The sequence below is a fragment of the Paraburkholderia ferrariae NBRC 106233 genome, assembly GCF_000685035.1.
Classification (GTDB): domain Bacteria; phylum Pseudomonadota; class Gammaproteobacteria; order Burkholderiales; family Burkholderiaceae; genus Paraburkholderia; species Paraburkholderia ferrariae.
The window spans coordinates 92,784-108,870 of sequence record NZ_BAYB01000002.1; the positions used below are offsets into that span (position 1 = coordinate 92,784).

15 protein-coding genes are annotated in these 16,087 nt (G+C 67.7%); 10 read left to right on the forward strand and 5 right to left on the reverse strand.

The window, feature by feature from the left end; translation table 11 throughout:
* Positions 1-240 precede the first annotated feature (240 nt).
* The 10 genes from BFE01S_RS00710 (at position 241) to BFE01S_RS00755 (ending at position 11,045) form a co-directional block, all read left to right on the forward strand.
* Complete coding sequence (locus BFE01S_RS00710; RefSeq protein WP_028223932.1) at positions 241-909, forward strand: haloacid dehalogenase type II; 669 nt, start codon at positions 241-243, stop codon at positions 907-909.
* 25 nt (positions 910-934) lie between these two features.
* Positions 935-2,209, forward strand: a complete 1,275-nt coding sequence (locus BFE01S_RS00715; RefSeq protein ID WP_028223933.1) for an NAD(P)/FAD-dependent oxidoreductase — start codon at positions 935-937, stop codon at positions 2,207-2,209.
* Between the two features lie 80 nt (positions 2,210-2,289).
* Positions 2,290-3,918 carry an ABC transporter substrate-binding protein gene (locus BFE01S_RS00720; RefSeq protein WP_028223934.1) on the forward strand — a complete coding sequence of 543 codons (1,629 nt, stop codon included), beginning with the start codon at positions 2,290-2,292 and terminating at the stop codon, positions 3,916-3,918.
* Between the two features lie 60 nt (positions 3,919-3,978).
* A complete protein-coding gene (locus tag BFE01S_RS00725) occupies positions 3,979-4,935 on the forward strand; it encodes an ABC transporter permease (protein WP_028223935.1) in 957 nt (318 codons plus the stop codon).
* Entirely contained in the window at positions 4,932-5,888 is a 957-nt protein-coding gene (locus tag BFE01S_RS00730; RefSeq protein ID WP_028223936.1) for an ABC transporter permease, read from the forward strand. The genes BFE01S_RS00725 and BFE01S_RS00730 overlap by 4 nt, the downstream gene beginning before the upstream one ends.
* A complete protein-coding gene (locus BFE01S_RS36890) occupies positions 5,885-7,753 on the forward strand; it encodes an ABC transporter ATP-binding protein (RefSeq protein ID WP_042336943.1) in 1,869 nt (622 codons plus the stop codon). The genes BFE01S_RS00730 and BFE01S_RS36890 overlap by 4 nt, the downstream gene beginning before the upstream one ends.
* On the forward strand, positions 7,750-8,070 hold the full coding sequence (locus BFE01S_RS00740; RefSeq protein ID WP_028223937.1) for a (2Fe-2S)-binding protein: 321 nt from the start codon (positions 7,750-7,752) through the stop codon (positions 8,068-8,070). Before BFE01S_RS36890 ends, BFE01S_RS00740 begins: the two co-directional genes overlap by 4 nt.
* On the forward strand, positions 8,049-9,512 hold the full coding sequence (locus tag BFE01S_RS36895) for an FAD/NAD(P)-dependent oxidoreductase (protein WP_042336944.1): 1,464 nt from the start codon (positions 8,049-8,051) through the stop codon (positions 9,510-9,512). Before BFE01S_RS00740 ends, BFE01S_RS36895 begins: the two co-directional genes overlap by 22 nt.
* Positions 9,509-10,678: an NAD(P)/FAD-dependent oxidoreductase gene (locus BFE01S_RS00750; protein WP_028223938.1), complete on the forward strand. Its 1,170-nt coding sequence runs from the start codon at positions 9,509-9,511 to the stop codon at positions 10,676-10,678. Before BFE01S_RS36895 ends, BFE01S_RS00750 begins: the two co-directional genes overlap by 4 nt.
* 4 nt (positions 10,679-10,682) lie before the next feature.
* Complete coding sequence (locus BFE01S_RS00755; RefSeq protein ID WP_042336945.1) at positions 10,683-11,045, forward strand: helix-turn-helix domain-containing protein; 363 nt, start codon at positions 10,683-10,685, stop codon at positions 11,043-11,045.
* Between the two features lie 33 nt (positions 11,046-11,078).
* On the opposite strand, the gene BFE01S_RS00760 is transcribed toward BFE01S_RS00755, so the two are convergent.
* The 5 genes from BFE01S_RS00760 to BFE01S_RS00780 all read right to left on the reverse strand — a co-directional run bounded on the left by BFE01S_RS00760 (position 11,079) and on the right by BFE01S_RS00780 (position 16,051).
* Positions 11,079-11,423: a cupin domain-containing protein gene (locus tag BFE01S_RS00760; RefSeq protein ID WP_028223940.1), complete on the reverse strand. Its 345-nt coding sequence runs from the start codon at positions 11,421-11,423 to the stop codon at positions 11,079-11,081.
* Between the two features lie 33 nt (positions 11,424-11,456).
* The gene (locus tag BFE01S_RS00765) at positions 11,457-12,428 is read right to left on the reverse strand and encodes a M14 family metallopeptidase (protein WP_028223941.1); all 972 of its coding nucleotides are present in this window, start codon (positions 12,426-12,428) and stop codon (positions 11,457-11,459) included.
* Entirely contained in the window at positions 12,425-13,897 is a 1,473-nt protein-coding gene (locus tag BFE01S_RS00770; protein ID WP_028223942.1) for an NAD-dependent succinate-semialdehyde dehydrogenase, read from the reverse strand. The genes BFE01S_RS00765 and BFE01S_RS00770 overlap by 4 nt, the downstream gene beginning before the upstream one ends.
* A gap of 202 nt (positions 13,898-14,099) precedes the next feature.
* Positions 14,100-14,600: an Lrp/AsnC family transcriptional regulator gene (locus BFE01S_RS00775; protein WP_028223943.1), complete on the reverse strand. Its 501-nt coding sequence runs from the start codon at positions 14,598-14,600 to the stop codon at positions 14,100-14,102.
* A gap of 44 nt (positions 14,601-14,644) precedes the next feature.
* A complete protein-coding gene (locus BFE01S_RS00780) occupies positions 14,645-16,051 on the reverse strand; it encodes an aspartate aminotransferase family protein (protein ID WP_028223944.1) in 1,407 nt (468 codons plus the stop codon).
* Between the last annotated feature and the right edge of the window lie 36 nt (positions 16,052-16,087).

Sequence of the window (16,087 nt, forward strand, 5' to 3'; positions counted from 1 at the left end):
GGACGCGAATAAACGCACGGTCATGCGGGCGCAAGGCGCCCGTAAGCGACCGGCGCGTGACGGCGGTACCGCAGAATCTGCTGTGGCGGCCCCTCGAAACGCGTGGTTTATACCGTCCGGCCACCCGGATTCAACGACATCCCGGTTTTTTGCGCTGTTTAAATTTTCCACAGGGATGCATTTCTTCCTGTTTTCGCCACTGAGCCCGGAGCGGGTTCATCCTACGAAAGGATTGCCATCATGATCGATTTCGAGCCGAAGTACATCACGTTCGACTGCTACGGCACGCTGACGAAGTTCCGCATGGCCGACATGGCGCGCGAGATGTACGGCGACCGCCTCAAGGGCGCCGATCTCGAGAAGTTCGTCGCGTTCTTCGCGGGCTATCGCCGCGACGAGGTGCTCGGCGCATGGAAGCCGTATCGCGACGTCGTCGTCAATTCGGTGCGCCGCGCCTGCAAGCGCATGAATGTCGAGTTCATCGAGTCCGAAGCCGAAAAGTTCTACCTCGCCGTGCCGACCTGGGGCCCGCACCCGGACGTGCCGGAAGGTCTCTCGCGCCTCGCGAAGAAGTACAAGCTCGTGATCCTCTCGAACGCTTCGGACGACCAGATCCAGAGCAACGTCGACAAGCTCGGCGCCCCGTTTCACCGCGTCTTCACGGCGCAGCAGGCCCAGTCGTACAAGCCGCGTATGCAAGGCTTCGAATACATGTTCGACCAGTTGAACTGCAATCCGGGCGACGTGCTGCACGTTTCGTCGAGCCTGCGCTACGACCTCATGACGGCGCACGACCTGGGCATCAAGCACAAGGCGTTCGTGAAGCGCGGCCACGAGCCGGGCACGCCGTACTACGAGTACTACGAGGTCGAGACGATCGGCGAGCTCGCGACGCAACTGGGCCTGTGAGAACCGACATAGCCGAGGCCGCCCGATGAAGCTCGATTCCTACTGGCTCGATACCGCACCTGCCGGGCTCCTCGCAAGCGAGGGGCCGGCGGAGGGGCGCGTGGACGTCGCCGTGATCGGCGGCGGCTTCACGGGGCTTTCCGCGGCGCTGGCGCTCGCTCGCCGGGGCGCGAGTGTCGCGGTGCTGGACGCGGGCCGCATGGGCGGCGGCGCGTCGGGGCGCAACGGCGGCCAGTGCAATACGGGCGTGGCGCAGGACTACGCGGCGCTGCGCGAGCAACTGGGCGTCGAGCGCGCGCAGGGCTGTTACCGCGCCTACGCCGCGGCCGTCGAGACCGTCGAGCGGCTGATTCGCGAAGAGGGCATCGACTGCGACTACCTTGCCTCGGGCAAGCTCAAGCTCGCAGCGAAGCCGCATCACCTCGAGCACCTCGAACGCACGGCCGAGCTGATTCGCCGCGAAGTCGACCCGGACGTCGAGATCATTGGCCGCGAACGCATTCGCAGCGAGGTGGAGTCGGACAGCTTCTTCGGCGGCCTGCTCCAGAAGCACGGCGGCCAGATGCATATGGGCCGCTTTGCGGTCGGGCTCGCGAACGCGGCCGCGCGCCGTGGCGCGCGCCTCTACGAGCACGCCGGGGTGACGTCGATTGCGAAGGAAGGGGGCGCGTACCGGGTGGAATCGTCGCGCGGCACGTTGCGCGCGCAACAGGTTCTGATCGCGACAGGGCCCTCGCGGAACGGGCCGTTTGCGTGGTACCGGCGGCGTCTCGCGCCAGTCGGCTCGTTCATCGTCGTGACCGAGCCCCTGCCGCCCGCGCAGCTCCTGCAGCTCTTGCCGAAGCGCCGGTCTTATACGACGAGCCGCCTCATGCATAACTATTTTCGCGTGACGCCCGATTCGCGTTTGCTGTTCGGCGGCCGGGCGCGCTTCACCGCGTCGGAGCAGCCGTCCGACGCGAAGAGCGGCCGCATCCTGCAACGCAATCTCGCACAGCTCTTTCCGGCTCTCGCGGGCGTGCGCATCGACTACTGCTGGGGCGGCCTCGTCGACATCACGGCGGACCGTCTGCCGCGCGCCGGCCAGCACGACGGCGTGTGGTTCTCGATGGGCTACAGCGGCCACGGCACGCAGATGTCGACGCACATGGGCCAGGTGATGGCCGAGGTGATGAGCGGCAATGCGGCGGCCAACCCGTGGCGCGATTTTGCGTGGCCCGCCATTCCGGGGCATACGGGCAAGCCGTGGTTTTTGCCGCTCGTCGGCGCGTACTACCAGATCAAAGACGCTTTTTACTGAACCAGCTGTTCCGATAGTCCACAAGACACAGACTCGATATGTCGAGCTGACGCCCCCCACATCAGACGCGGAGAAGTTCCATGAGCACCGATAAATCGCCCGAAGACCTGGCCCAGGCGCTGGCCCACCCCGGCGTCAGGCTCGATGAGTTGACCCGGCGCGGCGCCACACGTCGCGACCTCCTCCGTGCGATGGTGGCTGGCGGCATGATGTCGATGACCGGCGCGGGGCTGCTGAGCGCGAGCGGTGCGGCCTTCGCGCAGGAACAGCCGAAGCAGGGGGGCAAGATCCGCGTAGCAACGCAGTCGTCGTCGGCTTCGGACACGCTCGATCCCGCGAAGGAGTCGGTGTCCACCGACTACGTTCGCGCGAACATGCTGTACAACGGCCTGACCGAGTACGACGCGCACCTGGGCGCGCAGATGGCGCTGGCGCAGTCGCTCGAAACGAAGGACGCGACGGTGTGGGTGGCGAAACTGCGCAGCGGAGTGCAGTTCCACGACGGCAAGACGCTCGCGCCCGCCGACGTGGTCTACTCGCTCATGCGCCACAAGGACGCCGCGGTGGGCTCGAAGGTGAAGACGCTCGCCGACCAGTTCCAGGACGTCAAGGCCACGGGACCGAACGAGGTGACCATCACGCTCGCGGGCGCGAACGCCGATCTGCCCGTGATCCTTGCCGACTCGCACTTCATGATCGTCAAGGACGGCACGAACGACTTCAAGACGGCTGTGGGAACGGGCCCGTTCAAGTTGAAGGAATTCTCGCCGGGCGTGCGCACGGTTGTCGTGCGCAACGAGCGCTACTGGAAGCCGGGCCTGCCGCATCTGGACGAGATCGAGCTCGTGGGCATCGGCGACGAATCGGCGCGCGTGAACGCGCTGCTCTCCGGCGACGTGCAACTCATCAACCAGGTCAGCCCGCGCTCGACCGCGCGTATCAAGGGCACGCCCGGCTTCGCGGTAAAGGAGACGAAGACGGGCCAGTACACCGACCTCATCATGCGCGACGAAGGCGGCATCACGGGCAACGCCGATTTCCGCCGCGGCATGATGCATCTGTTCGACCGCGAGCAGATCCGCAACGCCGTGTTCCTCGGCTATGGCGCAATCGGCAACGACCAGCCGATCGATCCGACCAACAAGTACTACTTCGCCGGCCTGCCGGAACGCACCTTCGATCCGCAGAAGGCGAAGTTCCATTTCCAGAAGGCGAAGCTCGGCAGCGCGCCGCTGCAAATCTATGCCTCGCCGGCGGCGGACGGCTCAGTCGAAATGGCGATGCTGCTTCAGCAGATCGCGCCGCAAGCGGGCCTGAACCTCCAGGTGGTGCGCACGCCGGCCGACGGCTACTGGTCGAACCACTGGATGAAGCATCCGCTGACCTTCGGCAACATCAACGCGCGCCCGAGCGCCGACGTGATCTTCACGCAGTTCTTCAAGTCGGATGCGCCGTGGAACGAGGCGAACTGGAAGGATCCGAAGTTCGACCAGATGCTGCTTGCCGCGCGCGCCGAGCCCGACGAGGCGAAGCGCAAGAAGATCTACGGCGACATGCAGGTGCTCGTGCACAGTGACGGCGGCATTGGCATTCCGCTGTTCCTGAGCTCGCTCGACGCGCACACGACGAAACTCAAGGGGCTCGGCTCGATTCCGATTGCGGGGCTCATGGGCTTCAAATTCGCCGAGAACGTCTGGCTCGAAGCCTGATGCGTGCGGCCGGGCGTACGTCCGGCCGGGACAGTCACATCAACCCTGAGGCGACATCCGATGAAAGCTCACGCGCAACGACTCATTGCCGCGCGTCTCGGCCTCGCGCTGCTCACCTTGCTGATCGTCTCGGCAATCGTGTTCGGCCTGACCGGCCTGTTGCCCGGCGACGCCGCGCAGCAGGCGCTCGGCCAGGCCGCCACGCCCGAGCAGGTGGCCGCGCTGCGCCACCAGTTCGGGCTCGACCAGCCCGCGCTCACGCGTTACCTGCACTGGCTTGTCCAGGCCGCCACCGGCAACTTCGGCACTTCCGTTTCGAACAACCTGCCGGTGAGCGAGCTGATCGCCACGCGCCTGCCAAATTCGCTCGTGCTGGCGGGGCTCACCACGCTCGTTTCGGTGCCGCTCGCGCTGGCTATCGGGATCTTTTCCGCCGTGTTCCGCGGCTCGCTGCTCGATCGCGCGCTCAACGTGCTCACGCTTTCCGCCGTGGCCGTGCCCGAGTTCCTGGTCGCCACCATCGCCGTGCTCGTCTTCGCCGTGAAGCTGCGCTGGCTACCCGCGCTCTCCTACCTCTCGGAGGTGGATTCGTTCGGCACGCTGCTGCGCATCTACGCGATGCCGGTCATGACGTTGTGCTGCGTGATCGTCGCGCAGATGGCGCGCATGACGCGCGCGGCGGTGCTCGACCAGCTAGGCGCGCCTTACGTGGAGATGGCGCGCCTGAAGGGCGCCTCGCCCGCGCGCATCGTGCTGCGCCACGTGCTGCCGAACACGATTGGCCCGATCGCCAATGCCGTCGCGTTGAGCCTTTCGTATCTCTTCGGCGGCGTGGTGATCGTGGAGTCGATCTTCAACTATCCGGGGCTCGCGAGCCTCATGGTCGACGCCGTGACGAACCGTGACTTGCCGCTCGTGCAGGGCTGCGTGATGGTGTTCTGCGCCGCGTATCTGGTGCTCGTGCTGATCGCGGACCTGTGTCAAATCGTTTCCAACCCGAGGCTGCGTCAACGATGATCCGACCCGCCACATCTCATGCCACGACCGTGCTCTACGCCGCGGGCGAGAGCGACGACCGGCCCGCGGCCGACGCCGACAAGGACACGCCGAACGAGGTTCCCGCGCCGCCGCGCTCGCCGTTGCGCCGCATCCTCGGGCGTCTCCCGGTGCTCGGCCTGATCGGGCTTTCGATCGTCGTGTTCTGGCTCGGCGTCGCCTTCATCGGGCCGCTCGTCGCGCCGTACAAGGGCGGCGCCATCACTTCCACGGAGATCTTCGGTTCGTATAGCGCGGCGCATCTGCTCGGCACCGACTTCCTGGGCCGCGACATGCTGAGCCGCGTGCTGTACGGCACGCAGTACACCGTGGGTCTCGCGCTCGCCGCCACGCTGCTCGCGAGCGGCGTCGGCACATTCTTCGGACTGCTTGCGGCCGTGGCGCCGCGCTGGGTCGACGAGGTGCTGAGCCGCCTGTTCGATGCGCTGATCTCCATTCCCAGCAAAGTGCTCGCGCTCGTCGTGATCGCCGCATTCGGCTCCTCGGTGCCCATACTCATCGCGGTCGCGGCGCTTGCCTATATTCCGGGGGCGTTCCGCATCTCGCGCTCGCTGGCGGTGAACCTGATGACGCTCGAATACGTGCAGGTCGCGAGAGCGCGCGGCGAACGGCTGTTCTACATCGCCCGCGTGGAAGTGCTGCCGAACATGATTCACCCGATGCTCGCCGACTTCGGCCTGCGCTTCGTGTTCATCGTGCTGCTGCTCTCCGGCCTGTCGTTCCTCGGCCTCGGTGTCCAGCCGCCGGACGCGGACTGGGGCTCGCTCGTGCGCGAGAACATTGGCGGCCTCCCGGAAGGCGCGCCCGCCGTGCTGATGCCGGCCGTGGCGATTGCGACGCTCACCGTCGGCGTGAACCTGCTCATCGACAGCTTGCGCCGTCACGGCGGCCGCGCGCACGGAGGTAGAAAATGAACATGATCGAAGTGGCGGGCCTGCGGGTAGTGGTAGACGCGGTGGCGGGCGCGGCGCCCGGTCCGGTCGTCGAGATCGTCAAGGGCGTCGACTTCACGGTGAAGAAGGGCGAAGTGCTTGCGCTGATCGGCGAGTCGGGCTCGGGCAAGACCACCATCGCGCTCTCGCTGCTCGGCCATGCGCGTGACGGCTGCACGATTGCGGGCGGTTCCGTGAGGATCGGCGGCGCCGACGTGCTCGCGCTCGACGAACGCGGCCGCCGTGCGTTGCGCGCGCGTACCGTAGCCTATGTCGCGCAGAGCGCCTCGGCCGGCTTCAACCCGGCGCGCACGATCATGGACCAGGTGACCGAGCCCGCGCTGCTGCACAAGCTGATGTCGCCCGCGGCGGCGCGCGAGAAGGCGGTGAGCCTGTTCCGCGCGCTCGCGCTGCCGTCGCCCGAAACCATTGGCGCGCGCTATCCGCACCAGGTGTCCGGCGGCCAGTTGCAACGGCTTATGGCGGCGATGGCGCTGATCACCGATCCTGCCGTGGTCGTGTTCGACGAACCCACCACGGCGCTCGACGTGACCACGCAGATCGAGGTGCTCGCGGCCTTTCGCAAGGTCGTGCGCGAGCTGGGCACGACCGCCGTCTATGTGTCTCACGATCTCGCGGTGGTCGCGCAGATGGCCGATCGCATCGTTGTCCTGAACAATGGCACGGTGCGCGAGAACGGCACGACGCTCCAGGTGCTCGATGCGCCCGTGGACGACTACACGCGCGCGCTGCTGGCCGCGCGCCGGCACCCCGACCCGGGCCCACCCGCGGCGAGCCCTGCGGCCGAGGTGCCGTTGCTCGAAGTGCGCAACCTGATCGCGGGCTATGGCCGCGTGGATGCGCACGGCGTGCCCGCCGCGCGCGTGCTGGAGGACGTGAGCCTGCGCATCCCGCGCGGCGGCGCGCTGGGCGTGATCGGCGAATCGGGCTCGGGCAAGACGACGCTCGCACGCGTCGTGGCCGGGCTGGTCGAGCGCGCGCGCGGCGAGGTGCTGCTGGACGGCGTGCCGCTGTCCGCTGCGCTTTCGGCGCGCACGCCCGACCAGTACCGCCGCATCCAGATCGTGTTCCAGAACGCCGATACGGCGCTCAACCCGAGCCACACGATCGCCGACATTCTCGCGCGGCCCATGTGCTTCTATCACGGCCTGCGCGGGGCCGCCGCACAAAAGCGCATGCTGGAGCTGCTCGATCTCGTGAAGCTGCCGGCGTCGCTTGCGAAGCGTCAGCCGGGCGGCCTGTCGGGCGGCCAGAAGCAGCGCGTGAACCTGGCCCGGGCGCTCGCGGCCGAGCCCGAGCTCATTCTCTGCGACGAGGTGACGTCCGCGCTCGACACCGTGGTCGGCGCCGCGATTCTCGATCTGCTTGGCGAACTGCGGCGCGAGCTGGGCGTTTCGTACATGTTCATCAGCCACGACATTTCGACGGTGCGCGCGATCTGCGACGATGTCGTGGTGCTGTACGGCGGCCAATGCGTCGAGGCGGGCCAGCGCGACGTGCTGCAGGCGCCGCCTTATCACCCCTATACGGGGCTGCTGGTCGATTCGGTGCCTGCCTTGCAGCCGGGCTGGCTCGATGCGCGCCGCGCCGTGACCGGCACGCCGCTGCCGCCGCTCGGACCCTCTGCCGAGGTGCGTGAACTGTGCGCGTTCCGCGCGCGTTGCCCGGTGCGCATCGATGGCGCGTGCAACGTCACGCCGCCCGGCATGAAGCGCCTGCCCGGCGGGGCGCAGATTCTGTGCCACCACACGACGGCAGAACTGGAGCGCTTGCAGGCGCTCCAGGCGTCGCAAGTTGCCGAAGCCGCCAGGAGGGCCGCCGCATGAGTGCGCGCTTCGTGAGAGTGGCCGAAGCGGGGCGGCCGACCTTCGACATCGTGATCGACGGCCGGGTGGCGCGGGCTGCCGAGGGCGACACGCTGATGGTCGCGCTGCTCGCCGCGCAGGACGCGCTGCGCGATTCGGAATTCGACGAGGGGCGGCGCGCCGGTTTTTGCCTGATGGGCGCCTGCCAGGACTGCTGGGTGTGGACCGCGCAGGGCGAACGCCTGCGCGCCTGCACGACGCCGGCGGCGCGTGGCATGTCGATCGTCACGCGCAATGCGCTTGCCGGGGAGGGCGTATGGCCACACACGCAGGACTGAAGGTGGTGGTGATCGGCGCCGGGCCCGCGGGGGTGCGTGCGGCGCAGACGCTGGTTGCGGCGGGCCTGCGCCCCGTTGTCGTGGACGAAGGGCGGCGCGACGGCGGCCAGATTTATCGGCGTCAGCCCGAAGGCTTCAAGCGCAGTTACGAGACGCTGTACGGCACCGAGGCCGCCCGCGCGGCGACGCTGCACCACGATTTCGACGCGCTACGAACCCATATCGATTACGTGCCGGACACGCTGGTCTGGAACGTCACGCCTAAGTCCGTGCATCTCGTGAGCGGTTCGCACTACCAGGAACTTGCCTTCGATACGCTGATCGTCTGCAGCGGCGCGACCGACCGGCTCATGCCGGTGCCGGGCTGGCACCTCGCGGGCGCCTATAGCCTCGGCGGCGCGCAGGTCGCGCTGAAGTCGCAGGGCTGCGCCATTGGCGCGCGCACCGTCATGATGGGCTCGGGCCCGCTGCTCTATCTGGTCGCCGCGCAGTACGTGAAAGCGGGCGCGACGGTCAGCGCGGTGCTCGATACGTCCACGTTCGGCCAGCGCGTGCGCGCGCTGCCCGACCTGTTGCAGCTGCCCGCCGCGTTGCGCAAGGGCATGGCGCTCCTTCGCGTGCTGCGCCGCGCCGGCGTGCGCGTGCATCGCGGCATCACGCCGCTCGCCATCGACGGCACGCCCGAGCATGGCGTAGCCGGCGTGCGCGTGAAACTCGCCGACGGCAGCGAGCATCGCGTGCCATGCGATGCGGTGGCGCTGGGCTATCACCTGCGCTCCGAAACCCAGATTGCCGATCTCGCCGGCTGCGCGTTCGCGTTCGATCGGCGCGCGCGCCAATGGCTGCCCGAGATCGACGAGGACGGCCGCAGCAGCGTGCCCGGCATTTATCTGGCCGGTGACGGCGCGCGCGTGCGCGGCGCCGACGCGGCCGAACGTGCCGGGCGTCTCGCCGCGCTCGCGGCATTGCAGGATATGGGAGCGGGCCCGTCCGGCACGCTCGCCGAGGCCGCTCGACTGCGCGGCGAGCTCGCGCGTTACACGCGTTTCGCGCAGGGCTTGCGCACGGCGTTTCCCTGGCCCGCGCAGTTTGCGGCGGCGTTGCCGGACCACACGGTGGTGTGCCGCTGCGAGGCAATCACGGCGGGCGAACTGCGCCGCGTGGTGCGAGAGACGGGCGCGACGGAAGCGAATCGCGCCAAGGCATTTTCGCGCGTGGGGATGGGCCGCTGCCAGGGCCGCTTCTGCGCGCACGCGGGTGCCGAAGTCATTGCCGCCGAAGCGCGCGTGCCGCTCGAAGCGGTGGGCCGGCTGCGCGGCCAGGCGCCGGTGAAGCCGCTCACGATGACGCTGAGCGCCGCTGCGGACAGTGCCGAAGAATCGCAGCACGACGCGCAGCAGGGCGTGTGCCGCATCAAGGACGTAAAGGAGTTCAGCGAATGACGGATCGGGCCGACGTGATCGTGATCGGCGGCGGCATCGTCGGGACATCGACGGCGTTCTTCCTGCGGCGCAGGAAACGCTCGGTTATCCTGATCGAACGCGGACTGACGGGGCAGCAGGCGAGCGGGGTGAATTTCGGCGGCGTGCGCCGCCAGGGCCGTGCGCTCTCGCAGCTCGCGATGTCCAATCGCGCGCTCGACATCTGGTACCGCGCGCAGTCGCTGCTCGGCGAGGACGTGGAGTTCTTGCCCTCTGGCCATACGCGCGTGTGCTATCACGCGCACGATGCCGAGTACTTCCATCGCTATGCCGCCGAGGCGCGCGCCTATGGGCTCGATCTCGAAGTGCTCGACGGCGCGGCGCTGTTCCGGCGCTTTCCATTTCTCGGCCGCGAAGTGCTGGCGGCTTCCATCTCGCCGCGCGACGGCCATGCGAACCCGCGTCTGGCCGCGCCGGCCTTCGGCCGGGCGGCCGCGCGGCTGGGCGCGAATCTGGTCGAGAACGCCGATATCGTGCGTGTGGAGAAGGAAGCCGGCGGTTTTCGCGTGCAGAGCGCGACGGGCGCGGTATGGCGCGCAGAGCAGGTGCTCATCTGCGCGGGTGCGTGGGCGGGCGCCTTGTCGGCGCAATTCGGCGAGCCGGTGCCACTCGTGACTCGCGGCCCGCAGATGGCCGTGACCGAGCCCGTGCCGTACCGCTTCATGCATTCGATGGGCGTCTATACGTCGATCAAGGAAGAGAGCGTGTACTTCCGGCAGATCCCGCGCGGCAACCTCGTGCTGGGCGGCGGCGCGCCGGGACCCGCCGATGCGCTCACGCGCCGCGCCAGTGTGCTGCCGGGCAACACCGTGCAGCAGATCGCGCAGTTCCGGCGCCTCGTTCCCGCGCTCGCGCCGCTGCATGTGATTCGCGTATGGAGCGGCGTGGAAAGCTACCTGCCGGACTCGGAGCCGGTCATCGGCCCGAGTTCGACGACCGATGGTCTCTTCTATGCCTTCGGCTTCAGCGGCTCGGGTTTCCAGATCGGACCGGGGGTGGGCGAAACGCTGGCTGAACTGCTCGACGCCGGCTCGACCGACATTCCCCTCGAACCGTTTTCGATCGCACGCTTCGGGCGCACGGCATCGGCGGCGAGCGTGCACGTACAGACCGCCAGCGAGGCTTGATCTCATGCATACCGCGAAGGCATCAGTTGCCGCGCCCGTTACCGTGCTTCGCAACGCATTGGCCTATATCGAAGCGAATTTCGACCGGTCGGTGAGCCTCGCCGAGCTGGCCGAAGTGTCGGCGCTCAGCGTCTCGCGCTTCGCTACTGTCTTTCGCGAGCAGGTCGGCCTCTCGCCATACAAGTACCTGTGCGAAGTGCGCGTGCGCCGCGCGCAGACGCTGCTGCTGGCCGGCGTGCCGGGCTCAGTGGTCGCAACCGAAGTCGGCTTCTTCGACCAGAGCCATCTGGCGCGCCATTTCAAGCGTTTTTGCGGCGTCACGCCCAGCGCCTTTCTGCAGCAGGCGAGGGCGCTCGAAGCCGCTTGAGCGAGCGCCGCGCGCCTGGCGCCAGATTCCGCGTCAGAGGATGACGTAGACCTTGCGCATCGTCTCGTCGACTTCCCATGTACCTTCGGTGTTCGCCGCGAAGAAGAGCGTATCGCCGCCCCGGAAATGCACGGCCGCCTCGCCATCCGGTGTGAAGCGCCCGCTGCCGCTCAAGATGTGCATGACCTCGGCCTCTTTCACCGAGCGGCGGTAGGTTCCGCTTGTGCATTCGAAGAGGCCCGTATCGATGGACTCCGTGCCCGGAATGACCTTCTGCAGGCCGGAAACGCGGATGGACCGGGCATCGGGCGTGCCGGCCGTGCCCCAGTCTTCGAGGTCTTGAACAGCGATGCTTTGCTGGATTTTCTGAACATTCATCATTCGTTTTCCTGATTAAATATTCATGGCGTCTCAGTGCGTGCGGGCAATGCGCTGTTCGATCTTGCCGAGGCGCACCACCGTCACGCCCGGGCGCAGCTGGCGCAGCGACGGCATCACGAGAACGCAGTCGTCGTATGGCGTGCGTACCGGCTCGCCTTCCGACCATCCGATCACGGCGCCCGCCTTGGGAAACGTTTCGAGGCCCGTGTACTCGCCCGCGAAACGGAAGTCCATGCTCTTCGCGACGACGGGTTCCGTCACTCGCACCACGCGCATTTCCGGCGGCAGCGGCTGGAGCCAGCCTGCAGGCAGGTCGCTTTCGTCCACCACGCCCGCCAGCAGCAGAAAACGCGCGGTCACATCGCGCGCCACGGTCACGGCGCTCGCTTCCCAATGCTGGCCGCATTCGATCAGGAGTGCGTTCTTTGTGCTCGACGGGTCGCCGAAACCTTCGTAGTCGCGCATCCGGCGGCCTTCGGGGTGACCTGCGTCGCAGATGACGGTGGCCGGCGCGCCGAGCCGCGCGGAAAGCGCGACGCCTTTGGCGAGCGGCCCCGCCACGATGAGCGGCGCGCTTTTCTCGTGCATCGAATGAAGATCGAGCAACAGATCGACCTGGTCGATCACGGGCCGCATGGCGCGGGCGCGGCGCAATTCGCTGGAGTCGCGCGAGCGGTCATCCATCGCCTGTGCGGTCCACACGCGGTTGAAGTCCTGATCGACGAAGCGCGCGGCGTCGGGTTGCGCCGGGTCGAAACGGGCGTAAGCCTCGACGTTCGCGAACGCGAGCGTGAGCTTGCCGCGCCGCGGCCTCAAGCGCTCGCGCAGCAAGGCATCGACGACGATTGCGCCGCACACCTCGTTGCCATGCGTGAGCGCGTTGATCATCACGTGCGGCCCGGCTACGCCCGAGTCGAACGTGTGCACATAAGCAATGCCCGTGTTGCCGTGCTCGTGTGCGGCGATGTCGGGAAACGCGACTTCGATCGGATAGGCGCTCATGCAAGCCCTCCCTGGCAGAGGTATTTGATGGAGAGGTAGTCGTCGAGCCCGTACTTCGAGCCCTCGCGGCCGTAGCCCGATTCTTTCACGCCGCCGAAGGGCGCCGCTTCGCTCGCGAGCGCGCCTTCGTTGATGCCGACGATGCCGGCTTCGAGCTGGCGCGCGACACGCTCGATGCGGCGCAGGTCCTGGCTATAGAAGTACGCGGCAAGACCGTACGGGGTGTCGTTGGCCGCGTGGATCGCCTCGGCTTCGTCGTCGAAGCGGAACAGCGGCACCACGGGCCCGAAGGTTTCCTCGCAGCTTAGCTGCATCTCGGGCGTCGCGCCCGCGAGCACGGTGGGGGCGTACCAGTTCGGGCCCAGTTCGGCGAGGCGCCGGCCCCCCGTGAGCACGCGTGCGCCGCGGCGCACGGCGTCGTCCACGTGACGGGCGATCTTGTCGAGCGCGCGCGCGTTGATCATCGGGCCGATCTGCGCAGCCGGGTCGGTGGCAGGCGCGACCTTCAGCGCGGCCACGCGCGTGGCGAGCCTGTCCGCAAACCGCTCGTAGACACCCGACTGCACGTACACGCGATTGGGGCACACGCAGGTCTGGCCGCCGTTGCGGAACTTCGCGGCCATGAGCCCGGCGACGGCCGCGTCGAGATCGGCGTCGTCGAACACGATGAACGGCGCGTTGCCGCCCAGTTCGAGCGAGAGCTTTTTCAGCGTGGCCGCCGATGCCTGCGCGAGATGCTTGCCCACGGGCGTCGATCCCGTGAAGGTGATCTTGCGCACGCGGCTGTCTGCGAGCCAGTCGGCGACGGCGGGCACCGCACGCTCGCGCGACGCGCAGATCAGATTCAGCACGCCGGGCGGCACACCCGCCTCGTGCGCGAGCATCGCGAGCGCGAGCGCGGTGAGGGGCGTGTCCTCGGCGGGCTTGCCGACCACGGTGCAGCCCGCCGCGAGGGCAGGCGCGATTTTGCGCGCAATCATGGCGAGCGGGAAGTTCCACGGCGTGATCGCCGCGACGATGCCAACGGGCTCCTTCACCGCGCTCATGCGCTTGCCGCGCTGCTGCTGCGGGATGAGGTCGCCGTAGATGCGCGTGGCCTCGTCGGCGAACCATGCCACGTAGGACGCGCCATACATGACCTCGCCGCGCCCTTCGTGCAGCGGCTTGCCCTGTTCGCGCGAGATCAGTTCGCCAAGCGTGTCCGCGTTGTCGACGATCAGCGCGTGCCAGCGGCGCAGCACCGCGGCGCGTTCGGCGGGAAGCGTGTCGCGCCAGGCAGGAAACGCGCGGGCGGCGGCATCGGTGGCGGCGCGCGCGTCGGTCGCGTCGCTGTCGGCCACTTCGGCGACGGTATTGCCGGTGGCGGGATCGGTGACGGCAAAGCGCCTGCCGGACGCTGCCGCCCTCCATTGCCCGTCGATGAAGTTGTCGCTACGAATCAGCGCGCTCAAGGGGTAGTGCGTGCTCATGGGGCGATTCCTTTCCGGCCATGCGGAAGAGAGTGGAGCGATGCGGGGAACAGGCTGCGCACGACGGGCGCGCCAAAGCCGCGAGGCTTCAGCGCAAAACGTGCGCGAGAAGACTGGCGAGTACGCGAGGCGCGCGAGGCGCGCGAGGCGCGCGAGGCGCGCGAGGCGCGTGCCTCGCGTGCTCCTCCTGCGTGTGCCGCGCTCAGGAATGAAGGTTGTGCGAGAACAGTGTCTCGAGCGGGTAGTGCGTCTTGACGAACGCCGTCTTGATGATGACGTAGCTGAAGTACTTTTCGATGCCGATGTCGCGCTCCAGCAGCCCTTCGACGATGCTCTGATAGTGACTCACGCTGCGCGCGACAAACTTCAGCAGATAGTCGTAACCGCCGCTTGCGAGGTGGCACTCGACCACCTCGTCCACCTCGCGGATCGCCTTCTCGAACTTGATGAAGTCCTCGCGGCGATGGTCGGCCAGCGTGACCTCGGTGTACACCACCTGCACATCGCCCAGTTTTTCCAGCTGGATCTGCGCGCCGTAGCCGACGATGAAGCCCGCCTTCTCCAGCCGTTTCACGCGGATCAGGCAAGGGCTCGGCGACAGCCCGACTGCGTCGGCCAGTTCGACATTCGTGATGCGCCCCCGCTTCTGCAACTGCGAGAGGATGCGCAGATCGATTCGGTCCAGCTTGCAGTCGTTGCTCATCGTGACGGGGGCGGCCCTGCATGTCGAAGGATCGAACGATGTTATCACGCGGCGACACGAGCGCTGACCCCATTCTTTGCCTTCAATGCCGCATGCACCTCGGGTTGCGCGAGCACGTCGTCGAGCGTCTTTTCGAGGCGCTCGAACAGCAGGTCGAATTCGCTTTCCGTGAAGGACAGCGCGGGCGCGAAGCCGAGGACGCCGTCACCGAACGCGCGAAAGACGAGGCCGTTGCCGTACGCGGCGGCCGCAATGCGCTCGGGCAGGCCGAGCGCTGCGTCGAAACGCTGCTTGCTCGCCTTGTCGGCCACGAGTTCGAGCGCGCCGAGCAGGCCGCGGTGACGCGCATCGCCCACCAGCGGGTGCTCGCGCAATGCGTCGAGCCCAAGTGCAAAACGCGGCGCGCGCGCCACGCCATTCGCGAGCAGGCCGCCCTCGTGATAGAGGCGCATCACTTCGAGCCCGATGGCGGCGCTCACCGGGTGCGCCGAATACGTATGGCCATGACCGATCACGGCGGTGGCGTCGCCATCGGCGATGCCCTCGTAGACGGCGTGCGACATCAGCACGGCGCCCATGGGCGCATAGCCCGCCGTTAGGCCCTTGGCGACGGTCATCAGATCCGGCTCGACTTGCTCCGCTGCGCATGCGAACAGCGGCCCCGTGCGGCCAAAGCCCGTGATCACCTCGTCGGCGACGAACAGGATGTCGAGCTTGCGGCAAGTTTCGCGCATCGCTTTCAGCCAGCCGACGGGCGGCACGATGACACCGCCGGAACCCTGGACCGGCTCGCAGAAAAACGCCGCCACGCGCTCGGCGCCGAGCGCCGCCACCTTCGCTTCGAGCGCCGCCACCGAGGCGGCGATGAGCGCGGCGTCGTCGGCATGTTCGCTGCGATACGCGTAGGGCGAGGGAATGTGATGCTGCGTGGCGAGCGGCAGGTCGAAATTGCGGTGGAACGCAGGTAGCGCCGTGAGCCCCGCGCCGATCGAGGACGAGCCGTGATAGCCGCGTTCCAGCGCAATGAAGTGCTTCTTGTCGGGGCGCCCCGTTGCGTTGTAGTAATGCGTGATGAAGCGCAGCGCGGAATCGACGGCGTCCGAGCCGCCGAGCGTGAAATACACATGCTGCAGCGAGGCGGGCGCGCGTTCGACGAGTTGCGCGGCCAGTTCGATGGCGGGCTCCGAGCCGAAGTGGAAGTAGCCGGTGGCATAGGGTAGCCGGGCCATCTGGCGCGTGGCCGCTTCGACGATGCTCGCGTGGCCATAGCCGGTGTTCACGCACCAGAGGCCAGAGAACGCGTCGAGCAGTTGATGGCCGTTCGCGTCGCGCAGGAAGACGCCCTCTGCGGATTCGAGCACGGTCACGCCGCGCGCCTCGTGCGCGCGATAGTTGACGACGGGATGGATCAGATGCTGGCGGTCGGCTTCGACGAGCGAGGCGTTCTTCATGGTTCGGCTTCCGGTGGCGGGGTGAGCTGTTGACCG